The sequence below is a fragment of the Cryobacterium sp. 10I1 genome (assembly GCF_035019805.1).
Taxonomy (GTDB): domain Bacteria; phylum Actinomycetota; class Actinomycetes; order Actinomycetales; family Microbacteriaceae; genus Cryobacterium; species Cryobacterium glucosi.
This window is the reverse complement of record NZ_JASJVF010000040.1, coordinates 1-20758: the sequence shown is the minus strand read 5'-3', so window position 1 is coordinate 20758 and position 20758 is coordinate 1. Positions and strand designations below refer to the sequence as shown.

Below are 20758 nucleotides of genomic sequence, written 5' to 3'. Positions count from 1 at the left end.
TCGACACGGCCCGTGCCACCGGCACCCCCATCATCCACTTCCAGCACCTCGCCACCGAACCGGATGCGACGTTCTTCGTCCCCGGGACCGCAGGGGCCGAGATCTACCCACTCCTGGCGCCGGTGGCGACCGAACACCACTTGACCAAAGGCTCCCCGAACGCCTTCATCGGCACCGGACTCGAACAGCTGCTCCGGGACGAGGACATCGAACACCTCGTCATCATGGGCATGATGAGCAGCATGTGCATCGACGCGACCGCCCGGGCCGCCCTCGACCTCGGGTTAGTCGTTACGGTCGTGCACGACGCCTGCGCCGCACCCGACTTCGAGTTCGAAGGCACCGAGGTTCCGGGGGCATCCGTCCAGGCCGCCTTCATGGCCACCCTCCGCGACGCGGGTGCCGACGTGCTCGCCGCCGCCGACCTCCACCTCGCTCCGATCTCGGCTCACTAGCGGCATCCTGCCCGGCCGGGTCGACAACGCGACACTACTCCGAGGCCAGCCCACCGCACGCGAGGCGCAACCAGCAGGCGGATCTTGCGAGCGTATATCTTGAACGACCTGGGCTATCCGCCGCACCGATCGTTTTACTTGGTGGCGCCCTGCGTGAAGCCGTTGTAGATGAATCGTTGCAGCACCAGGAAGACGATGACCGTGGGGATGATGACGAGCATTGTGCCCGCGGAGATGACTTCCCATTGGGCGCCGAAGGGCCCTTTGAACCGGAAGAGTGAGGTTGAGATGACACCCAGTTGTTGCGAGGGCATGTAGAGGAACGGGATGTAGAACTCGTTGTAGATCGCGATGCCCTTAATGATGACGACAGTGGCGATCGCGGGCTTGAGGAGCGGAAGGATGATCCGCCAGTAGATTACGAAACGGTTTGCGCCGTCTAGCATCGCGGCTTCGTCGAGTTCGCGGGGAATGGATTGCATGAATTGAACAAAAATGTAGATGGAGATGATGTCGGTCCCGAGGAAGAGCGCGATCGCCGCCCAATAGGTATTGAAAAGTCCAAGGTTATTGACCACCTGGAACGTTGCCACCTGGGTTGTCACTGCGGGAACGAGCGTCGCTAGCAGGAACATCATCAGGACGACCTTCTTGAATCGGAAGTCGAACCTATCGATTGCATACGCGGTCATGGTGCCGATGACGAGGGTTCCCAGCACGGAGATCACCAGGATGAAACCCGTGTTCGCGAAGCCTTGGAGCATGTGCCCCTTGTCTAGCGCAGTGGCGAAGTTGGCGAAGTTGAACCAGTTTTGGGGCAGGTCGGCCGGCCCCGAGTTTAGGTACTCGTTCTTCGTTTTGAACGCGGTCATGAACACGACGCCTAGCGGCAGCAGGGTGACGATTGCAGCGACGACGAGGGTGAGGTACTTCAGTGTCGTCATGACTGCCGCCCGAAGGCGGTGGTTGGGGAGCACCGGAGTAGCGCCGTGCTTCTGCGCTACTGGCGTGGTTTTCAGTTCGGTCATGAGATGTTTACCTCATCGTCTGGTACCAGCTTGCGCTGGACGTAGGTGACTATCAGCACAATCAGGAGCAGGATGACTGCCATCGCCGACGCAAGCCCGACGTGCCGGAAGGTGAAGGCTTGCTGAATGGTCGTGATCACGAAGGTCGCGGTGCCGTTGGCACCGCCCGTCATGATGAACGGGATCTCGAAGACTGCGAGGCTTCCCGAAATGGCGAGGATGAATGACAGGCTGATGATGCGCTTGATCCCCGGCATGATGATGAATCGGAACTGCTGCCATTTGTTGGCGCCGTCGAGGTCAGCCGCCTCATACAGTTGCGCGGGAATCGACTGGATCGCTCCCAGGAAGAGAACGAAGTTCAGTCCCGTGTACCGCCAGACGGATGTCCCCGCGAGCGAGAAGTTCGCGACGTCGGGGTTGCCGAGCCACTGGGTGGTCAGCTGCGCCAATCCGAAGTTTTTCAGGATTAGGTCGAGCGTTCCGCCGGGCTGGAAGAAATACAAGAAGACGAGGCCGATTGCGACTCCGTTGATCAGGTAGGGAAAGAACAGCACTCCTTTGAAGAAGTTCCGGAATCGCGTCTTGAAGCTGAGGATTGTCGCGAAGTAGAGGGCAAGGCCCATCTGCAGGATAGAAGCGCCGACATAGAACAGGCTGACGTAGAAGACGTTGAAGATGGTCGGATCACTGAAGATTTGACCGTAGTTGTCGAGTCCGACCACCTGCTGGACCTTTGAGATGCCATTCCACGAGGTGAAGCTGTACCAGATCATGTTCACGACGGGGATGTAGGTGAACGTGATCAACAGCCCGAGTGGTGCGAGCAGGAAAAGCCACGGTGTGACCCATTTCGGTCGCTGGCGCCAAGGGGCATTCCTGCCGACGCCCGCGGCCGGGATGGTCGCCGTTAAGGGGGGAACACCCCCGGTAGTGCCGGCTAAGCCGGTCAATTGAGACATTGTTGTCTGCTTTCCGGAGGTGTTGCCCCCTGCGGTGCGATCGTGCGATGAGGGAGTGTTACTTGCCGGCCTTGGCCTTGGCGGCCGCCCACCGCTGGTTGAGCTCGTCGAAGTACGAGTTCATGTCGCCCTTCGCTGCCCCGCGGGCAATGTCTACGAGCTTCTGGCGATAGACCTGACCGAAGAGGTCGATGTTCGCGCCGTTGTAGATGTCGGAATCGACCGTGGCTTGGTCCGTCGGTGCCGGCGTCAATTCGAGGTATTGCACGTCAGCCTTCGTGAAGTCCGCCAGTGTTGACGGGTTCTCGCTGCCGACCTTCGGAGTGATTGCACCCTGGCTGGCGGCAAATCCGGAATCGTTGGTGAACCAGTCGATCCAGGCCCGCGCGGCGGCCTTGTGCGTGGAATTGATGTTGATGGCGTTCTTGAAGTCCCCCGCGATGACAGAGTGGAACTTACCGTCGACCTGGTGCGGGAACGGCATGTAGCCGATGTCCGCAGGATCGGCTCCGGCATCCTTTGCGGCCTTCTGGAACTGGACGATGGCCCAGGACCCGAGTGCCATCGTGCCAACCTTTCCGGTTGCCAGCAGACCTTTCGAGCCTTCCCAGCTTGTGGTTAGCGGGTCCGGTTCGGTGAGCTTGTTACTCACCGCATTGAAGAGCAGGGAATCAATGAGGTACTGGTCGCTCCCTGCGGACCAGGGTGCGTCCGACTTGTCCATCGTCTGTACGATTTCCTTATCGCCCGACGTGCCGCGGAACCCCTGCCACTGGCCGAGGGGCCAGCCGTCTTTATAGTTCGTGTAGAGCGGAATCGCTGCACCCTTGGCCTGGATAGCCTTGAGGTCGGTGATGAACTCTTCGGGAGTCTTGGGGTTGGTCGTGACTCCGGCATCCGCCCAGGTCTTCTTGTTGTACACGAAACCGTTGGCCCCACCGAAGGTGGGCAGACCGTACACAGTCCCGTCGAACGCCTGCTCGGCGATAAAGCGATAGTCCTTCGCCATGTCGGTGACCTTGCCGAGAGGTTCGAAGAAGTTCGCGAGCTGATCCTTGGTGACCGACGCCGGGATACCGAGGACGTCGCCATAGTCCTTCGTTCCAAGCCGGGTGGTCACTTCGCTCTCGTAGTCAGTGATGGCCTCGAAGGTCACTTTGACGTCGGGGTACTTCTTCTCGAATGTGGCCTTGTAGTCTGCGAACACGGTATCGACAAGGTCGGTACGATTCGTCAGGACCGTGATATCGCCGGTCGGATTGCCCGAGGAATCCGTTGCCGTGGTGCCGCCGGAACTACAACCGGCGAGCATCATCGCGGCTACGACTACGCCCGCAACGCCTGTGATGTGCTTCATTGCCATCTCTGGATCTCCAATGTTGGTGCGTCAATGGACGAGCGTGACCGGTGAACGCTGTCGTCAGCTTCATCCAACCAACCGCGCTCTCGGCGCGAACGGATTAGTCCCGGCCTGACGCGATCAGTGAGCACAGCATATCAGCGTTGACACAAGAGTCAATGTAATTTTCGGAGCCAGCGGCGGGACCGTTATAGCGTGTTTAAACCGCCGCTCGCATACCGCTCGATCCCGGTACCCTCCAATAGATTTGACAACCCAGGTCGGTTTAAATTTATCGCTTGATCAGCAATTTGCAGTGTTCAGTATTGAGCTAAATTTGCGCGCTTGGAGTGCACTGTCGGATTACGCAACCGCGCAAGTGCCTATTCGTCTGCCATTTTTCAATGAAAAACACCCCGCGGAATTAGTGCTCTATGGCCTGTCGCGGGAAAATTTGTCAGCGCTGACATGAAGTAGTGACGCCGTGCTACGGTTGCGTCATGATCGAGCCGGAGTCGTCATCAGTCGCGCGTGCACCGTCGGTACCCCTGAGGCACGATCCCGGCTCCGTGTTGCGGGATCTTGCCGCCCTCCCCCAGTCGCGAGCGACACTCGCCGATGTGGGTCGCCTCGCCGGCGTGAGCGCAAAGACCGTTTCACGCGTCGTGACGGACAGTGGCAGTGTCTCCGTCGCGACCAGGGACCGGGTCCTCTCCGCCGCGCAAACACTCCGATTCCGCCCCAACCATCTGGCCAGAAGCTTGCGTCACGGAAGCGTCACGGATACCGTCGCCTTCGTCATCGGCGATCTCGCGAACCCCTTTTATGTCAAGGTCGCTGCGGGTGTCGAGGAGGAGCTTGCACAGCACGAGCTCATGATGATCTTGGCGGCCACTCACGACGACCCCCAGAGCGAGCGGAAGGTTGTCGAGAATCTGCTCAAGCACCGAGTTCGCGGGCTTCTGATGGTGCCGATCGCCGATGATCAGGCCTACCTCGAAAACGAACGCCAGCTCGGCACGCCGGTTGTCTGTATCGACCGTCCCGCCCGCAACCTCATCGCCGATGCCGTGGTCCTAGACAACTTCCGGGGCACAGTGGATGCCACGCGAAGTCTGCTGCAGGCAGGTCACCGGCGGATCGGATTCGTGTGCAGTCCCGCCGAGCTCTACACCCACCAGGAACGCCTGCGCGGTTTTCGCTCGGCCATGAGAGAAGGCGGCGTCTCCGACTCCGTCCACTGGGAGCGCCTTGAACCCGTCACGGGACGAAGCGAAGAGGAATCGGTGCGGGAACTGCTCGCACTGCCAGACCCGCCAACGGCCATCATCGCGGGGAACAACCGGGCGAGCGCTGGCGTGATTCGGGAGCTAGGACGACGGTTCCAAGAGTTCGCGTTCATCGGCTTCGACGACTTCGATCTCGCTGATGCCTGGGGCATCAGCGTCGTGACCTACGACCCGGCCGAGCTTGGCCGCCAAGCCGTGAGGCTCATGATGCAGCGGCTCCAGGATCGACTCGGGCCCCCGGTGCGGGTCGATATCCCCACACACGTCGTCCAGCGCGGGTCGGGGGAGTATCCGCCGCGGGCCGCCGCGCACGTTCCGCACTTGTAAGAGAACTACCTGTACGAGCAATAGGGAGAGACACTGTGCACCGCACACCGCTAAACGACAATTGGACCCTGAACCTGATGGCTGGCCCTGTCCCCGAAGGTCTTCCGCGGGACATTCCGGCGACCGTTCCAGGGACCGTGCACACTGACCTGCTAGCGCGGGGCTTGATCCCGGACCCGTATCTCAACACCAACGAGAACGCGGTGAAGTGGATCGGAGAAACCGACGTACGCTACCAAACCTCGTTCGCCTTCACCGACGAGGGCCACGAACGCGTCGACCTCGTTGCCGAGGGCCTGGACACGGTTGCAACCGTAACGTTCAACGGCGCGCTCGTTGGAGAGACCAAGAACCAGCATCGGTCCTATCGCTTCGACGTGCGTTCATTGATCCGCGCGAGCAGCAACGAACTGACGGTCGATCTCGCTTCACCCCTCCGCTCTGCGCGCGAATCGGAGCTACGGATCGGTGCCAAACCGCTGGTCGCCGATGCGCTGCCCTATAACGCCCTGCGCAAGATGGCGTGCAACTTCGGCTGGGACTGGGGGCCCACACTCACGACCTCAGGGATCTGGCGGCCCCTCTACCTGCACCAATGGTCCGTCGCCCGACTGGCACAGGTCATTCCTCGAGTCAGCGTGGATTCCGACGGTGGCGGTCTCGTCGAAGTCCACGTCGAGCTCGAACGTACCGACCTCGAATCTGCTGCGCATACCGAGCTGCTCCTCGAGGCCATTCTCACGGCCCCCGACGGAACCGCGGTGCACACGAGCGGGACAGTTGAACGGTCCTCCTCCGTCCTCAGCCTCAAGATTGATAATGCGGAACTATGGTGGCCGAGGGGCTACGGCGACCAACCGCTCTACCACCTGGACGTGCGAGTGTCCCGGGACGCCGAGGAACTCGACACCTGGACGCACGATGTCGGGTTCCGCACGGTCGAGGTGCGGATGAATCCCGACGACTTCGGCACCGGTTTCGAATTCCACGTCAACGGGCAATTCGTCTACATCAAGGGCGCGAACTGGATCCCTGACGATTGTTTCCTGCCCCGCGTGACCCGGGACGACTATGAACGCGGGGTTCGCGACGCCGTCGAGGCCAATATGAACATGCTCCGCATCTGGGGTGGCGGTATCTACGAGAGCAACGACCTTTACGACATCTGCAACCGGGAGGGGATTCTGTTGTGGCAGGACTTCCTGTTTGCTTGCGCGATCTACTCGGAGGCCCCGGAGATGTGGGCCGAAGTCGAAGCGGAGGCTCGTGAGAATGTCGCCCGTCTTGCCCCAAACCCCTCCCTTGTCTTCTGGAACGGCAGCAACGAAAACATCGAGGGTTACTTCCACTGGGGTTTCAAGGAGCGGATGCAGGAGGGCGAGACCTGGGGACGCGGCTACTACGACGACCTACTCCCGAGTATTTTGGCCGAACTCGACCCCGGGCGTGGCTACCTCCCGTCGACTCCATTCTCCCCCGCCGATTACGCCGATCCTCGCGATCCAAACCACGGCCCTGTGCACAGCTGGAAGGTCTGGTTCAGCGAGGACTACCTGACCTACCGCAACTCGGTGCCGCGTTTCGTCGCCGAATTTGGTTTCCAAGGTCCCGCCGACTACTCAACCCTCACGAGCGCCATTGACGACGACCCTATGCTGCCGGATTCCCCCGGCATGGCCGCCCACCAGAAGGCGGTCGACGGCAATGGCAAGCTCGACCGCGGCTATGCACTGCACCTGCCTGCACCCACGACCTTCGACGACTGGCACTTCGCGACCCAGCTGAACCAGGCCCGCGCAATCTCCTGCGGCGTCAAGCACTTCCGTTCGCATTCCCCGCGCACTTCCGGCTCGCTGGTCTGGCAACTCAACGATTGCTGGCCCGCTATCAGCTGGGCGGCCGTCGACAAGGCTGGCAGACGCAAGCCGCTGTGGTACGCACTGCGGGCACTCAACGCGCCCCGCCTGCTCCTAGTCCAGCCCCGAGGCGCCGGCCTCGCCCTCATCGTGAGCAACGACAGTCCCCATGCTTGGACGGGTACCGTCGCCGTCCGGCGCCTGAGCCTCACCGGAACAGAGCTCGCCGCCGAGCACCTTCGGTTCAACGTGGCTTCACGTACCAACCAGACCATCCTCCTCTCCGAGTCCCTGACGGTGCCTGCAGACGCACGGAACGAGCTCATTGTCGCCGAGGCGGATGCTTCCGCCCGTGCATTCTCCTACTTCGTCGAAGACGTCGAGTTGAGCCTGCCCCAGGCGGAGTTCAGCACCACGGTCGAGCGTGAGGACGTCGGATATTCCCTCACCGTCACCGCCAACAATTTCGTGAAGGACATCGTGCTAAATCCGGATCGCCTCGACCCGATGGCCACGGTGGACGAGATGCTCGTGACCCTGCTACCCGGCGAGAGTCACCGATTCCTCGTCCTCAGCGGCGAAGAACTGCCCGTCGATGATCTCACCACCCGACCGGTTCTCCAGAGCGCGAACAACCTCCGGCACCCCGCCGCCCTCACCCAGAAAGGGACCGTATGAAGATTCAGGCTCATCACAGTGAAGCGGATGGCGTGGTCATTGTCACATCAACCGGGCGGCTGAAAGTGCAGCGCCTCGGTGAGCAAGTAATGCGGGTCGTCTTCACGGGTCGACCGGTCTTCGGCTCCGATGAGAGCCTCATGGTGGTCGGCGGTAACGAGCGATCGGCTCCGGACGTCGCCGATTCCGCCGATCAGCTGGTGCTCTCCATTCCCCGGCTGCGGCTCGTCATCGACAAACAGTTCGGCGCGTTCACCTGGACCGACGAGACCGGGCGACTCCTGTTCCGTGAGCCGCACGATCGCGCGGACACGAAAGTGCTTGAGGAGATCGACGTCCTGCGTTCCGTCTTCTCCGAAGACACCGTGATCACCACCGCACTCGGCGCCGACGGCGAGAAGTCCGTCGTGGGCCAGACGAAGCAACTGGTCGACCGCCAGGCGTACTCGACGAAGCTCCGACTTGAGTTCAGCGACGGCGAGGCCCTCTACGGGCTCGGCCAGCATGACGAGGGCGTCTTCAACTATCGCGGTCACCACGAGGACCTGTACCAGCAGAACATGAAGATCGTGGCGCCCGTGCTCGTCTCGACGCGGGGCTACGCCATCATGTGGGACAGCCAGGCTCTCGCCTCTTTCCACGATGACCAGGCCGGGAGCTACTTCTGGACTGAAGTCGATGACGAGATGGACTTTTACGTCATTGCAGGCCCCGAACTGGATGACATCGTCCACCACATCCGCACCCTGACCGGAGGGGCTCCGATGCTTCCTCGCTGGTCCCTTGGCTACATCCAGTCCAAGGACCGGTACGAGAACGCCGACGAGCTCCTCGACATCGTCCGCGAGTACCGGCGGCGGGATATCCCCCTCGACTGCATCGTGCAGGACTGGAAGCACTGGCCGGAGGGACTCTGGGGACAGAAGTCGCTGGACCCTGACCGGTACCCCGACCCGACACGGCTGATCGAAGAGCTGCACGATCTCGGCGCGAAGCTGATGGTCTCCATCTGGCCGAACATGCAAAACGACGGACCCAACCAGGCCGAGTTCCGTGCCCACGGGGAGCTCCTCGGCGACGGCTCCACCTACGATGCGTTCGACGCGGATGCCAGGGCCCGGTATTGGAAGCAGGTGAACGAGGGCTACTTCAGCCACGGCGTCGACGCGTTCTGGGCAGACTGCACCGAACCGTTCGAGGGCGACTGGAAGGGGATCGTTAAACCGGAGCCCTGGCAGCGCCTGCTCATCAATGCCGGCGAGCTGAAGAAGTACCTCGACCCGGAGCACATCAACGCCTATTCACTCCTGCACTCCGAAGGACTCTACGAGGGCCAGCGAGCCGCCGGCAACGACAAACGTGTGTTCTTGCTCACACGCTCGGGCTTCGTCGGCCAGCAACGCTACAGCGCGGTCACCTGGTCCGGCGACACCTCGGCGACTTGGTTAGCCTTGCGACGGCAGATCTCCGCCGGGCTCAACCTGTGCGTCACAGGCACCCCATACTGGACATTCGATATAGGCGCTTACTTCGTCACCCCGGGCCCGCTGTGGTTCTGGGAGGGTGACTTCGCGGAGGGCAGCGCCGACCTAGGCTACCGGGAACTCTACGTCCGGTGGCTGCAGATGGGCACCTTCCTGCCCATCTTCCGCTCCCACGGCCGGGACACGCCCCGCGAACCGTGGCGGTTCGGTGACGTGGGAGACGCCAGCTACGACACCATCTGCGCCTTCATCCGCTTGCGCTATCGACTACTCCCCTACCTGTACTCGCTCAGCGGCTGGACAACCCAGCGCGACTACACCCCGATGCGTTCGCTCGTCTTCGACTTCCGCCACGACCCGCGGGTGTACGACGTCGACGATGAGTTCATGCTCGGCCCGTCGCTCCTGATCTGCCCCATCACTGAGCCGATGTATTTCGGCCCTGATTCGGAGCCCGTACAGGGACGCCCCACCACCCGGTCGGTCTATCTCCCGTCCGGCTGCAACTGGTACGACTTCTGGACCTCCGAGCGCTTCGAGGGCGGCCAGACCATCGAAGTCGCCGCGTCACTGGAGACGATCCCCGTCTTCGTGCGGGCCGGCAGCCTACTGCCCCTTGGACCCGCGGTCCAGCACACCGGCGAGAATGTCTTCGGCCCCCTGGAGGTGCGGATCTACCCCGGCGCCGACGTAACCTTCGATCTCTACGAGGATGCCGGTGATGGCTACGGCTACGAGAACGGCGAGTTCAGCACCATGACTCTGCGATGGTCGGAATTGGAGCGGACGCTCATCGTCGACGCCAGAACCGGCAGCTTCCCCGGCATGCCCGCCACCCGCGCGATCATCCCCATCTTCATCGGCGAACCGACCAACAACGCGCCAACATCGACGGACATCGCCCTCCAGATCGCCTATGTCGGCCAGGAGCTACGCACGATCCTGCGCTGAAAGACCGGCACGCGCCCCCGCGGGCGCGCGTGCCTTCAGTATGACAACAATGTAAGCCAAACCGCAATCAATGACTACGCTGTCATTTTGTAGAAAGCCCATGAAAGACCGTAAAAAACTCTCACAATGTTCTATGAGACAAAACAAGTGTCCACCTTGACATGTAGGATTCGGTGGCCTCAAATAGGAGGTAGCCGCAACGAGGCGGCTCCAAGGAGGTCCACCCCGGGCCGCGACGTGAGCCAAGTCACCTCGGTCCGCGACGTGGTCCTCTTTGTCAATGCCGGCACCACCGTGATGGATCGACTCGCCGTGATCTAACCGGGCGCGGGACTCCGTTCCAAACGCGGGCGCTAGGCTTAACCTGATCACCCGCCGAGGCCGGACGCCGTGGCCGGACGCCGGGGTGTGGCGGTACCCCGGCGAAGCCGGTTTTCTCCAAGAACCTCATCGACAGACGCTCGGATCACCGGGCGACTGTCCCGTAGGCCGCCCGCGCGGCCCTGAAAGCTGCGCCATGAGTGCCACCAATCCCCGCCCGACTGCGATCGAACTCGAGGTCGTGAAGTCCGAACCGCTGCGGTCGTTCCTGAGGCTACTGCGGCCCTACCGCATCCGGCTGTGGTTCGCCGCGCTTGCGTTTCTTATCAAGGACTCTCCGATGTGGGTGCTTCCGCCGCTCACTGCGGCGATCATCGATCTCGTCGTGCGCCGCGGATCGCTGGATTCCCTGTGGGTCTTCGCGGCATTCATCATTGCGTTACTGGCGCTCAACTATCCGTTCCACATGATCTTCGTGCGTGGTTCCAGCCTTGCCACCCGATCGATGGCCGCCGACCAGCGCAATGCACTTACCGAACAGATGCAGCGCCTCTCCATTGGCTTTCACAACCGCCACAGCGCCTCGATCGTGCAAAGCAAAGTCGTACGCGACGTCGAAAATCTTGAACTAATGATGCAACAAGCCTTACCAACCGTACTGTCGACCGTGTTCACCCTGGCCGGCGCCGTAATCGTCACAGCGATCTCAGTTCCCGCCTTCGTCGGGGTGTTCGCCGTGACCGTGCCCGTGGCGGCCATACTCGTACGCTGGATCCGCTCCCGAGCGGCCATCCGCAACGAGACCTTCCGCCACGAGGTCGAACGATTCTCGACCGGCATCGGCGAAATGGCCGCCCTCATCCCGATCACCCGGGGCCACGGGCTCGAGGCCGTCGCCGCCGAACGGGTCGCCGGGCAGGCCGAGAGCGTGAGCATCGCCGGGCAACAGCTCGACACCCTCAACGGCCGGTTTGGAGCCTTTTCTTGGGTCTCTTACCAGGTACTCGGGGTCGCGTGCCTGGTCGGAGCCGCCGCGGCGTCAATAACCCAGGTCATCTCCATCACGCCGGGACAGGTCGTACTGCTCAGCACGTACTTCACCATCCTGACCGGTGGAATCGTTGCCCTCCTCAATGTGGCTCCGGTGCTCACTCGCGGGCTCGAATCAATGCGTTCCATCGCCGAGGTCATGCAGGACCCTGACGTCGAAGTCAACGAGGGCCGTACCCGCGTCGACAAGGTTGAGGGCACGATCAAGCTCGACCACGTGAGCTTCAGCTATCCCGGTGGCCGGCCTGCGCTCACCGATATCTCCCTGTCTATCCGGGCCGGCGAGACAATCGCGCTCGTCGGACCCTCGGGCTCGGGAAAGTCGACGCTGCTTAATCTCATCCTCGGGTTCGTGCGGGCCGGAAGCGGACAGGTGCTGCTGGACGGCGTCGACATGAACAGCCTCGACATGCGCAGTGCACGCTCGTTCGTTTCAGTCGTGCCGCAGGAGTCGGTGTTGTTCGAGGGCAGCATCCGCGACAATGTCGCCTATGGGCTCACGGGCATCACCGACGACGGCATCCTCAAAGCCCTGCGCGGCGCGAATGCTCTCGATTTCCTGAACCTCGGCCCAACGGGAGCGAATGTTACGGACGCCGTGGGCGGGTCGTCGAACCAAGAATCCCCGCATCCGCCCACCGGAATTATCCATGGTCTCGGGCTTGTGACCGGGCGCATCACCGTCCCGATGCCCACCGGCCTCGATCGGATCATCGGCGACCGCGGCTCCGGACTCTCCGGCGGCCAGCGCCAACGGTTGGCGATCGCTCGCGCCCTCGTCCGCGATCCGCGCATCCTCATTCTGGACGAGCCGACGAGCGCCCTGGATGCCGATTCCGAAACAATGGTCAAGGACGCCCTCGCCACTCTCTTCCGCGACCGCACGACCATCATCGCTGCCCACCGACTGTCGACCATCCGCACGGCCGATCGGATTGCGTACCTCGAGAACGGTCGCATCGTCGAACTTGGAACCCACGACGAGCTCATGAACCTCGGCAACCGGTACGCCCACATCGTCTCGCGTCAGACGACCTGAGAACGTATCCCCGTCCGTTTGGGACGAGTGCGTGGCGGCGGGTCAGGTCGGCGGGCTGATCTCGCCTGAACCGCGGTGAATGAGGCGGGTCGGAATTTCGATCTGCCGGATGAAGCTGGTCGGGTCCTCGAGACGGTCGAGTGCGAGACGCGCGGCCGCTCTCCCGATCTCCCTGGTGTCGTAGGCGACGACGGTGATGTCCAGCGCATCGGCAAGGTCAAAATCGTCAAAACCAATGAACGCGACCCGCGGCTCTCGACCGCGGAGCACGCGAAGCGCTCCCGAGCTTGCCCGGTTATTCCCCGTCACAAGCGCAGTGGGCGGGTCGGCCTGATCAAACAAACTCGCGACGGCACTCTCTGCAGATACGGCCGGGTCGTCGTTGCACCTTTCGTATCGCGCGTTGTCGGCGATCCCGGCTTCGGCAAGGGCTTCACGATAGCCCGCGAGCCGCTCGCGCAAGGTGTAGATGGCGGAGGGGTTGCTCACGAATCCGATCTTTCGGTGACCGAGCTTAATGAGGGAACGCACGGCTTCCCGCATTCCCTCTCGGTTCTGGAGCACGACGGAGTCGGCCAGCAGATTGCTGGCAGGTCGGTCGACACTCACGATCGGGGTGCCCAATTGGCGTTCCCCATCGAGGTAGGACTGGTCAGCCGCGATCGGAATCAGCAGAAGCGCACGCACGCGCTGGGCGAGCAGGGAATCAACGACACCCTCCTCACTCTCGGCCGAGTCATCTGTCGAAGAGAGCACCATAGTTAACCCGTTGTCGGCCAGTTCGCGCTCAATCCCGGCCGCAACGTGGAAATAAAACGGGTTTGTGATGTCGCCGATCACGAAGGCTACCGTGTTGGACACCCCACCGTGGCGGAGACTGCGCGCGAGGACATTCGGCCGGAACCGCAATCGCTTCGCCGCGCTCAACACCCGCTCCCGGGTGACCGCACTCACGATGCCGTCTCCGGAGAAAACCCGCGACACTGTCTTCGAACTCACATCGGCCAACCGGGCAACATCGGCCAGGGTCGCTCTCGCTTGCGTCGTCATACTATCTCCCCAGTCGGCCACGAGTAGTCTAGCAAGTGCTCTATGTCAAGGTGAGACACAGGCCTCGGAACCTACGTGAACGCAAGCGGCTCTTAAGCCACATTTTACGAGAGATATCATGCCCGGATTTCCGCCAATGCTACACTCGAAAAACCAGAGACAGCGTTGACATTTCGAGGTTGGTTGCTGTCCCTCACCAACAAGTCTGGAGTCACCGCTCAATGTCCGCCACCGCACAGACCATCGCCGCTCCGATTCTCCGCCATCCGTTTCGCCGCCCCCTCGGCGTCGATTGGACCGTGACTGCCCAGGGCGGGCCGGTGCCCCCGAACATTGGCCTACGTGCGATCCCGGCGACCGTTCCGGGATCGGTGCACACCGACCTCCTTGCGGCCGGGCTCATCCCCGACCCCTACCTCGACGGCAACGAAAAACTGCTCGGCTGGATCGGCCTCACCGATTGGCGTTACACGACCACCTTCGTTTGGCAGCCGGGCTCCACGACCCAGTCCGAGATCGTCTTCGACGGCCTCGACACGATCGCGTCCATCTTTGTCAATGGAAACCGGGTCGGAACCACCCGCAACATGCACCGCAGCTACCGGTTCAACCTGCGCCCGTACGTCAGGGCAGGGCTCAACGAAATCGACGTGTTCTTCGCGTCGCCGATCCGGGCCGCCGACGCAGCGAGCCTCCAGCTCGGATACCGTCCGCACGTTAACCACCACCCCTACAATGCAATCCGCAAGATGGCGTGCAGCTTCGGCTGGGACTGGGGAATCGACACCTCGACCTCGGGGATCTGGCGCCCAGTCTCCCTCGAAGAATGGTCGACTGCCCGGATCGAGAGCATTCGGCCGATCGCGACCGTCGACACGGTCGATCCAGCGGATACCGTAGCCGGCACCGTCCGCGCAGCCGGCACAGTCGCCGTGAACGTCGAGGTTGCACGGGCGAGCGATGTCCGGCTCCTCATTACGGCATCCGTCGACGGCATGTCGGGCACCGCAATCCTCGAGGCCGGCGACACCACTGCCCTCGTGACCCTGCACGTCACGGACGTGGCTCTGTGGTGGCCGCGCGGCTACGGCGAACAACCGCTCTACGACGTCGACGTCACCCTCAACACCCATCACGGCGATGATGACGGATACGACGAGGTGATCGAGCTCGACGCTGCGACGAAGCGCGTGGGATTCCGCACGGTGGCGTTTGAGACGACCCCCGATACCACGGGCACCCCGTTCACGATCGTCGTCAACGGGCAGCCCATTTTCGTGCGCGGCGCGAACTGGATCCCCGACGACGCCTTTCCGCACCGCGTCGACCGGACCCGTTACCTCGCCAGGATCGAACAGGCCGAGTTCGCGAACCTGAACCTGCTGCGAGTCTGGGGCGGCGGAATCTTCGAGGCTGACGACTTCTACGAGCTGTGCGACGAGCGCGGCATGCTGACCTGGCAGGACTTCCTGCTCGCCTGCGCTGCCTATGCGGAAGAGGAGCCGTTCTTCAGCGAAATGGAGGCGGAGGCGCGCGACAACGTCGCGAGGCTCGCCGCGCATCCCTCGCTCGTCGTGTTCAACGGGAATAATGAGAACCTCTGGGGCCACGAAGAGTGGAACTGGAAGAAACGCCTCGACGGTAAAACCTGGGGCGAGACGTACTACTACGAGCTGTTCCCGGCGATCGTCGCCGAGCTAGCCCCCCACGTGGGTTACACGCCAGGTAGCCCCTTTTCCCCCGGTGACGCCGACGGTCTCGGCCGCTCCGGTGCCCACTCCCCGAACGACCCCGATCTCGGCACCATGCATATCTGGGACCTCTGGAACCTGCGCGACTACCCCGACTACCGCGCGTACACCCCGCGGTTCGTCTCCGAGTTCGGCTGGCAGGGCCCGCCGACCTGGTCGACGATGACCGAGTCGATCAGCGACGCGCCGCTCACCCCCGAGTCCCCCGGCATGCTCGTGCACCAGAAGGCAATGGACGGCAACGTCAAGCTCACCGATGGCCTCCTCGCGCACTTTCCGCTGCCGGAGGACATCGACGATTGGCACTGGGCGATGTCGCTCAACCAGGCGCTTGCGGTCCAGACGGCGATCGAGTACTTCCGGTCGCTGCAGCCGCACTGTATGGGCTCCATCGTCTGGCAGCTCAATGACTGCTGGCCGGTGACAAGCTGGGCCGCCGTCGACGGGTACGGGCGGGCCAAACCGCTGCTCTATGCGCTCCGCCACGCCTACACCGACCGGCTCGTAACCGTGCAGCCGCAGCGCTCCAGCGCGGACGTCGACGGTCTTACGGACCGCAGCGTCGACGGGGGCATGGGCCTTTCGACCGTCCTCGTCAACGACTCGAGCGAGCCCTGGTCGGGCGAGCTCAGGGTGCGTCGACTCACGTACGCGGGGATCCTGCTGGCCGAACACACCGAACAGATCACCCTGCCCCCGCGGTCCACAGTGTCCGTGCCGCTACCAGCATCCATTTCCGCGGCGACGGATGCGGCGGCGGAGCTCATCCGCGCCGACCTCGGCGGAGTGCGCGGCCACTGGTTCTTCGCGGAGGCCCGCGACACCCGGCTCGACGCGCCTGCGCTCGGGACTGCCCTCGAGCAGGTCCCCGGCGGGTACCAGCTCACCGTCACCGCGGCAAGCCTCACCCGCGACCTCGCACTTCTCGTCGACAAGGTCGACCCGGCCGGAACGGTCGACGACATGCTCGTAACCCTCCTTCCAGGCGAGAGTGTCGTGTTCGCCGTCACGTCGACTCTCGATCTCGACATCGCAGGGCTCTCAGCTCCGGCCGTGCTCCGCAGCGCGAACCAGCTGGTTCTGCCGTGACTGGTAACGAGGGCGGAATGGGCGTTCCCGGGGCCGCGCCCGCAGCTGCCGGGCGCTCTCCGGCATCCGCTCTCACCGGACCCATCTGCGGAATGACCTGGGGCTGGACCGGCGTGCGCGGCACCTGGGCGACCCCTGAAGCGCGCTCGTCGATGCGGCTCATGAGCGAGCATGGCATCAACTGGACGGCGATCGCCTATGCGGCCATACAGCAGAATGCCCAATCGACGCACATCTCGTACGACGAAGAACCAACCGTGACCGAGCCGGAAATTCGCGAGGCGATCCGGGAGGCGAAGGCACTCAACCTCAAGGTGTGCCTCAAGCCCGTCGTCAACTGCGCCGACGGCACCTGGCGGGCGTTCATCGGCTTCTTCGACTGGGACGTTCCCGGTGAACCCACCTGGACCGAGTGGTTCGAGTCCTACACGGCGTTCATCCTGCACGCTGCTGTGATCGCCGAGGAGGAAGGCTGTGACCTCTTCTGCATCGGCTGCGAGATGGTGCGCGCCGACGGGCAGGTACGGCACTGGCGTGACCTCATCGCCCGGGTGCGCTCGGTATATTCGGGGCTCGTGACCTACAACTGCGACAAATACCAGGAAGACCGCGTCACGTGGTGGGATGCCGTGGACGTGATCGGGTCGAGTGGATACTACCCGATCGGAGCGTTCCCGGCCGAGCTCGACCGGATCGAGCGCGTCGTGGAAAAGTTCGACAAGCCATTCATCTTTCTCGAGGCGGGATGCCCAAGCCGCACCGGATCACCGGACAAGCCCAACGACTGGGCGCTGCCGGGCACGCCCTCCGGCGCCGAGCAGCTGCGCTACTACGAGCACATCTTCAACGCTACGGCCAGCCGCGACTGGATGATCGGTTTCATGTTCTGGGATTGGCCGGCCGTCCTGTACCCGGTCGCATCCGCGCCGGATAACGATGACTACTGTGTGTACGGCAAACCCGCCGGGACGTTCCTCACCCACCGATACAAAACTCTCCAAGGACACCGCACCACATGAATTACGCATCCCGTCACCTCGCCATCGATGCCGGACAGACCGGCATCCGTGCCGTGCTGCAGAGCGGTGAGACCCGCCAGGAGACGTTTGACTTCGACGGCATCCGCACCGACCGGGACCTGATCCCGCAACTGGCTGACGTCTTAGCCCAGGTAGCCGGTGCCGCCGACGTCACCATCGGCATCGTGAGCGCTGGCATTTCCGGCTTCACCCAATCAGACGCCGACGCCGCGGAACTGCGTCGGCTCGGCCGCGAAATCGGGGTGCGGGAGGTATTCCTCGCCCATGACTCGGTTACCTCCTACCTCGGGTCCCTCGGCAACACCCTCGGCGCTGTGATCGCAGTCGGCACCGGCGTCGTTACCCTCGCGGTCGGCGCCCACAACGTGGCCAGAATCGACGGCTGGGGCTACCTGATCGCGGACGCGGGCAGCGGCTACTGGATCGGCCGCGCCGCCCTCGACGCCGTCATGCGCAACTATGACGGACGAGGCCCGGCGACGGCACTCACCGCGGCCGTCCGCGCGGAATTCCCAAACCTGGAGACCCTTTACCTAGAGCTGCAGGGCGACCCACTACGGGTCAGCCGTATCGCGTCCTGGTCGCGCGCGGTCACCGGACTTGCCCCAACGGATGCCGTCGCGGCGGAAATCTGCGACGCCACCGCCGCCGAGCTAGTGCACTCGGTGCGCACGGGACTCCAGCGCGTCGGACAGGCCGATGGTGCCGCACCGGTCGTCGGCGGACTCGGCGGGGTGCTGCGCGCGCCCGAGATCGCGAGTCGCTTCGAACGGGACCTGCGCGCGTTCTGGCCCGCAGTCGACCTGCGCTTCCCGACCGCGAACGGCCTCGACGGCGCCGCCCTGCTGCCCCACCTCGGCGCGGAGAGTGCGTTGCGCGGCCTTGTCGCGATCGCACGCGACTGATACGCGCGAGTTATCAAGAAAGAAATCTGAGTCGCCGGAAGCACGCAGCCCCATAACGAGATCGCGAAAGGCTTCGGGATCTCCAAACCCTGCCTGGCGAACTGGCTAAAGAAAGCCCACCTCGAAGAAGGCGTTAGCCCGGCGTGACCGATGAGGAATCGGCGGAGCTGTGTTCCGGCAGCAACCAGCCAGCTCTTCAGACCTCGGCTCGGAGGTAGGCGTACACGGTTTCGCGGCTGATCCCAAAGTCTCGAGCGAGAGCGGCCTTCGGCACGCCAGCAGCAGCCTTCTCGCGCAGCTCGGCGGCCCGGAGCGCGTCAAGTGACGGGGTGCGGCCACGGTACACGCCGCGCTTCTTCGCCAGGGCAATACCCTCTCGCTGACGTTCACGGATCAGAGACCGCTCGAACTCAGCAAAGGCCCCCATCACATTGAGGAGCAAGTTTGCCATCGCATTGTCCTCCCCGGTAAAGGAGAGCTGCTCTTTCACGAACTCGACCCGGACCTTCTTCGCCGTGAGCTGGCGCACGATCGAGCGGAGATCCTCCAAATTGCGGGCAAGGCGGTCCATCGAGTGAACGAGAACAGTATCGCCATCCCGGACGAACTTGATCAGCTCCTCCAACTCAGGCCGGTTTAGATCTTTCCCCGACGCCTTGTCCTCGAACACCCGGTCGACGTCAACGCCATCCAGTTGGCGGACGGTGTTCTGATCGAGGGTACTGACTCGCACGTATCCAACTCGTTGACCCGTCATGAAGCCTCCGGCCCTTTCTGTCAGGTTGAACTCTAAGACCCGACAGTGAGGGCTGTCAACTAACAGGAATTGGACCCTATTCGGACGAAACTGCGTACCTGCACCTGATGTCTAGTTGGGGTGTACCCCAAAAAGACACACAGCAGTCTGTACAGGTGGGATTTGAACCCTATTGTTATGCCCGCTAGGGCTCCCATCCATGCTAAAAACCGCGTAAATTCAACGTTTTCGATCACTCCGGCACCAGCAGAATCAGGCCGATTTCCGACAACTGTGGGCAAAAAGTGGGCACGGCCCAGCTTGCCGAAGGTCGCATTTGGCGACCGAATCGTCGAATCCCTCGTGAACGGTGATCTCATCCCGCCCGGCTCGACCAGTTGCCCCACCCCGCCGCCCAGGCAGAGCGTCGCCTCGGAGACGCGCCGAATCGCCATTCGGCGGAAGAGCCTCACGGAGTGATCGTGGGGTTACCGTGTCCCTCAGAGCCCAGGGGGACGCACATTCCTTGCGAGGAGAATCTTCCCTCTAAGTGGCTACACCGCAAGGGTCGAGTCAGGCTTCGCACGGCTCGACCTTCCTGCGGGATGGATCAAGTCGATCTCAGGTGCCCTGCAACCGGAGATGCCCACCGCTCGTGTCGTCACCAATAGCAGGGTAGCGGGCGAATGCCTGTCCTCCCACCTCCCACTTCCAACCGAACTTGCCGAGTATCTTCGGCAACACCGCTCCTCTCCCGAAAAAGGTAGATACGCAGGCAGGCAGGTAGCTAGCTAGCTAGCTAGCTAGCTAGCTAGCTAGCTAGCATCGATCTTGGCCTCGTGCCCCGTTAGAAACTACCAATATGAACTTTCGCATTCACACAGAGGTCGCTACCCGCCCGCGCAACCCGAACCTACGGAGATAGCTCGGCCTTACGATTTCAGTGAGATGACCAAATCTGAATTGCCCCTGAACCCAAGCTGTTCGGCCATGATCGAACGATTCCTATCTCACTGGAATCGTAAGGCCGAGATAGCTACCAACGGCCTGTGTCAGCGCTTCGCACTCCGGCTCGGCGCTAAGCCCCTCACCGATCCGCAGCTCACCTCGCGGCCGCTCCATGAAGCCCCCGGCGAACCCACGCGGACATCGCCGGGTTCTAATGTGCCGGTCCCCCTCATACCCCATCAACACGCGACCAGCCACACCCCCGAGCCTGACCGCCGCACACCCAGCCCCCAAACCCCCGCCTGTTTCAACGACGGCTGAGAACTAGGCCGTTGGCGTTACCTGTCCACCTATCAAAGAGCGCGGACACCGTCGATCCCCACCTGTTAACGCCGACCGAAAACAGGGCCAGAAACGCCAACTGAAAATAGGGCCACCAACCATTATGGAAGGTGATCAA

At 62.7% G+C, this 20758-nt stretch carries 14 protein-coding genes; 9 read left to right on the top strand and 5 right to left on the bottom strand.

The annotated features are described in order from the left end of the window. A partial coding sequence (locus tag QN345_RS06000; protein WP_323507883.1) for an isochorismatase family protein occupies positions 1-455 on the top strand: 455 nt, incomplete at its 5' end. A gap of 134 nt (positions 456-589) precedes the next feature. Here QN345_RS06000 and QN345_RS05995 read toward each other — a convergent pair. From QN345_RS05995 to QN345_RS05985, 3 genes are all read right to left on the bottom strand, one after another. Next, positions 590-1483: a carbohydrate ABC transporter permease gene (locus QN345_RS05995; RefSeq protein WP_322136715.1), complete on the bottom strand. Its 894-nt coding sequence runs from the start codon at positions 1481-1483 to the stop codon at positions 590-592. Continuing rightward, on the bottom strand, positions 1480-2292 hold the full coding sequence (locus tag QN345_RS05990) for a sugar ABC transporter permease (RefSeq protein ID WP_322136716.1): 813 nt from the start codon (positions 2290-2292) through the stop codon (positions 1480-1482). Before QN345_RS05990 ends, QN345_RS05995 begins: the two co-directional genes overlap by 4 nt. A 211-nt stretch (positions 2293-2503) precedes the next feature. Next, complete coding sequence (locus tag QN345_RS05985) at positions 2504-3802, bottom strand: ABC transporter substrate-binding protein (protein WP_322136717.1); 1299 nt, start codon at positions 3800-3802, stop codon at positions 2504-2506. A 250-nt stretch (positions 3803-4052) separates the two neighbouring features. Between QN345_RS05985 and QN345_RS05980 the strand changes: the two genes are divergently transcribed. The 5 genes from QN345_RS05980 (at position 4053) to QN345_RS05960 (ending at position 12779) form a co-directional block, all read left to right on the top strand. Then, a complete protein-coding gene (locus QN345_RS05980; RefSeq protein WP_322136718.1) occupies positions 4053-4256 on the top strand; it encodes a hypothetical protein in 204 nt (67 codons plus the stop codon). A gap of 97 nt (positions 4257-4353) precedes the next feature. Then, entirely contained in the window at positions 4354-5400 is a 1047-nt protein-coding gene (locus tag QN345_RS05975; RefSeq protein WP_323508505.1) for a LacI family DNA-binding transcriptional regulator, read from the top strand. Between the two features lie 35 nt (positions 5401-5435). After that, positions 5436-7934 (top strand): glycoside hydrolase family 2 protein, encoded by a 2499-nt coding sequence (locus QN345_RS05970; protein ID WP_323508504.1) that lies wholly within the window; start codon positions 5436-5438, stop codon positions 7932-7934. Continuing rightward, the gene (locus QN345_RS05965) at positions 7931-10369 is read left to right on the top strand and encodes a TIM-barrel domain-containing protein (protein WP_322136722.1); all 2439 of its coding nucleotides are present in this window, start codon (positions 7931-7933) and stop codon (positions 10367-10369) included. The genes QN345_RS05970 and QN345_RS05965 overlap by 4 nt, the downstream gene beginning before the upstream one ends. Positions 10370-10886: 517 nt before the next feature. After that, complete coding sequence (locus tag QN345_RS05960; protein ID WP_322136723.1) at positions 10887-12779, top strand: ABC transporter ATP-binding protein; 1893 nt, start codon at positions 10887-10889, stop codon at positions 12777-12779. A gap of 42 nt (positions 12780-12821) precedes the next feature. On the opposite strand, the gene QN345_RS05955 is transcribed toward QN345_RS05960, so the two are convergent. Beyond that, positions 12822-13829, bottom strand: coding sequence for a LacI family DNA-binding transcriptional regulator (locus QN345_RS05955; RefSeq protein WP_322136724.1), 1008 nt, complete (start codon positions 13827-13829; stop codon positions 12822-12824). A gap of 221 nt (positions 13830-14050) precedes the next feature. Here QN345_RS05955 and QN345_RS05950 point away from each other — a divergent pair, with 221 nt between their 5' ends. From QN345_RS05950 to QN345_RS05940, 3 genes are read left to right on the top strand one after another with little or no spacing between them, the layout of a single operon-like run. Beyond that, the gene (locus QN345_RS05950) at positions 14051-16669 is read left to right on the top strand and encodes a glycoside hydrolase family 2 protein (RefSeq protein ID WP_322140450.1); all 2619 of its coding nucleotides are present in this window, start codon (positions 14051-14053) and stop codon (positions 16667-16669) included. After that, positions 16666-17688, top strand: a complete 1023-nt coding sequence (locus QN345_RS05945; RefSeq protein ID WP_416172969.1) for a glycoside hydrolase family 113 — start codon at positions 16666-16668, stop codon at positions 17686-17688. The genes QN345_RS05950 and QN345_RS05945 overlap by 4 nt, the downstream gene beginning before the upstream one ends. Next, positions 17685-18614 (top strand): N-acetylglucosamine kinase, encoded by a 930-nt coding sequence (locus QN345_RS05940; RefSeq protein ID WP_322136727.1) that lies wholly within the window; start codon positions 17685-17687, stop codon positions 18612-18614. The genes QN345_RS05945 and QN345_RS05940 overlap by 4 nt, the downstream gene beginning before the upstream one ends. 196 nt (positions 18615-18810) lie before the next feature. On the opposite strand, the gene QN345_RS05935 is transcribed toward QN345_RS05940, so the two are convergent. Then, complete coding sequence (locus tag QN345_RS05935; protein WP_322136728.1) at positions 18811-19371, bottom strand: recombinase family protein; 561 nt, start codon at positions 19369-19371, stop codon at positions 18811-18813. Positions 19372-20758 lie beyond the last annotated feature (1387 nt).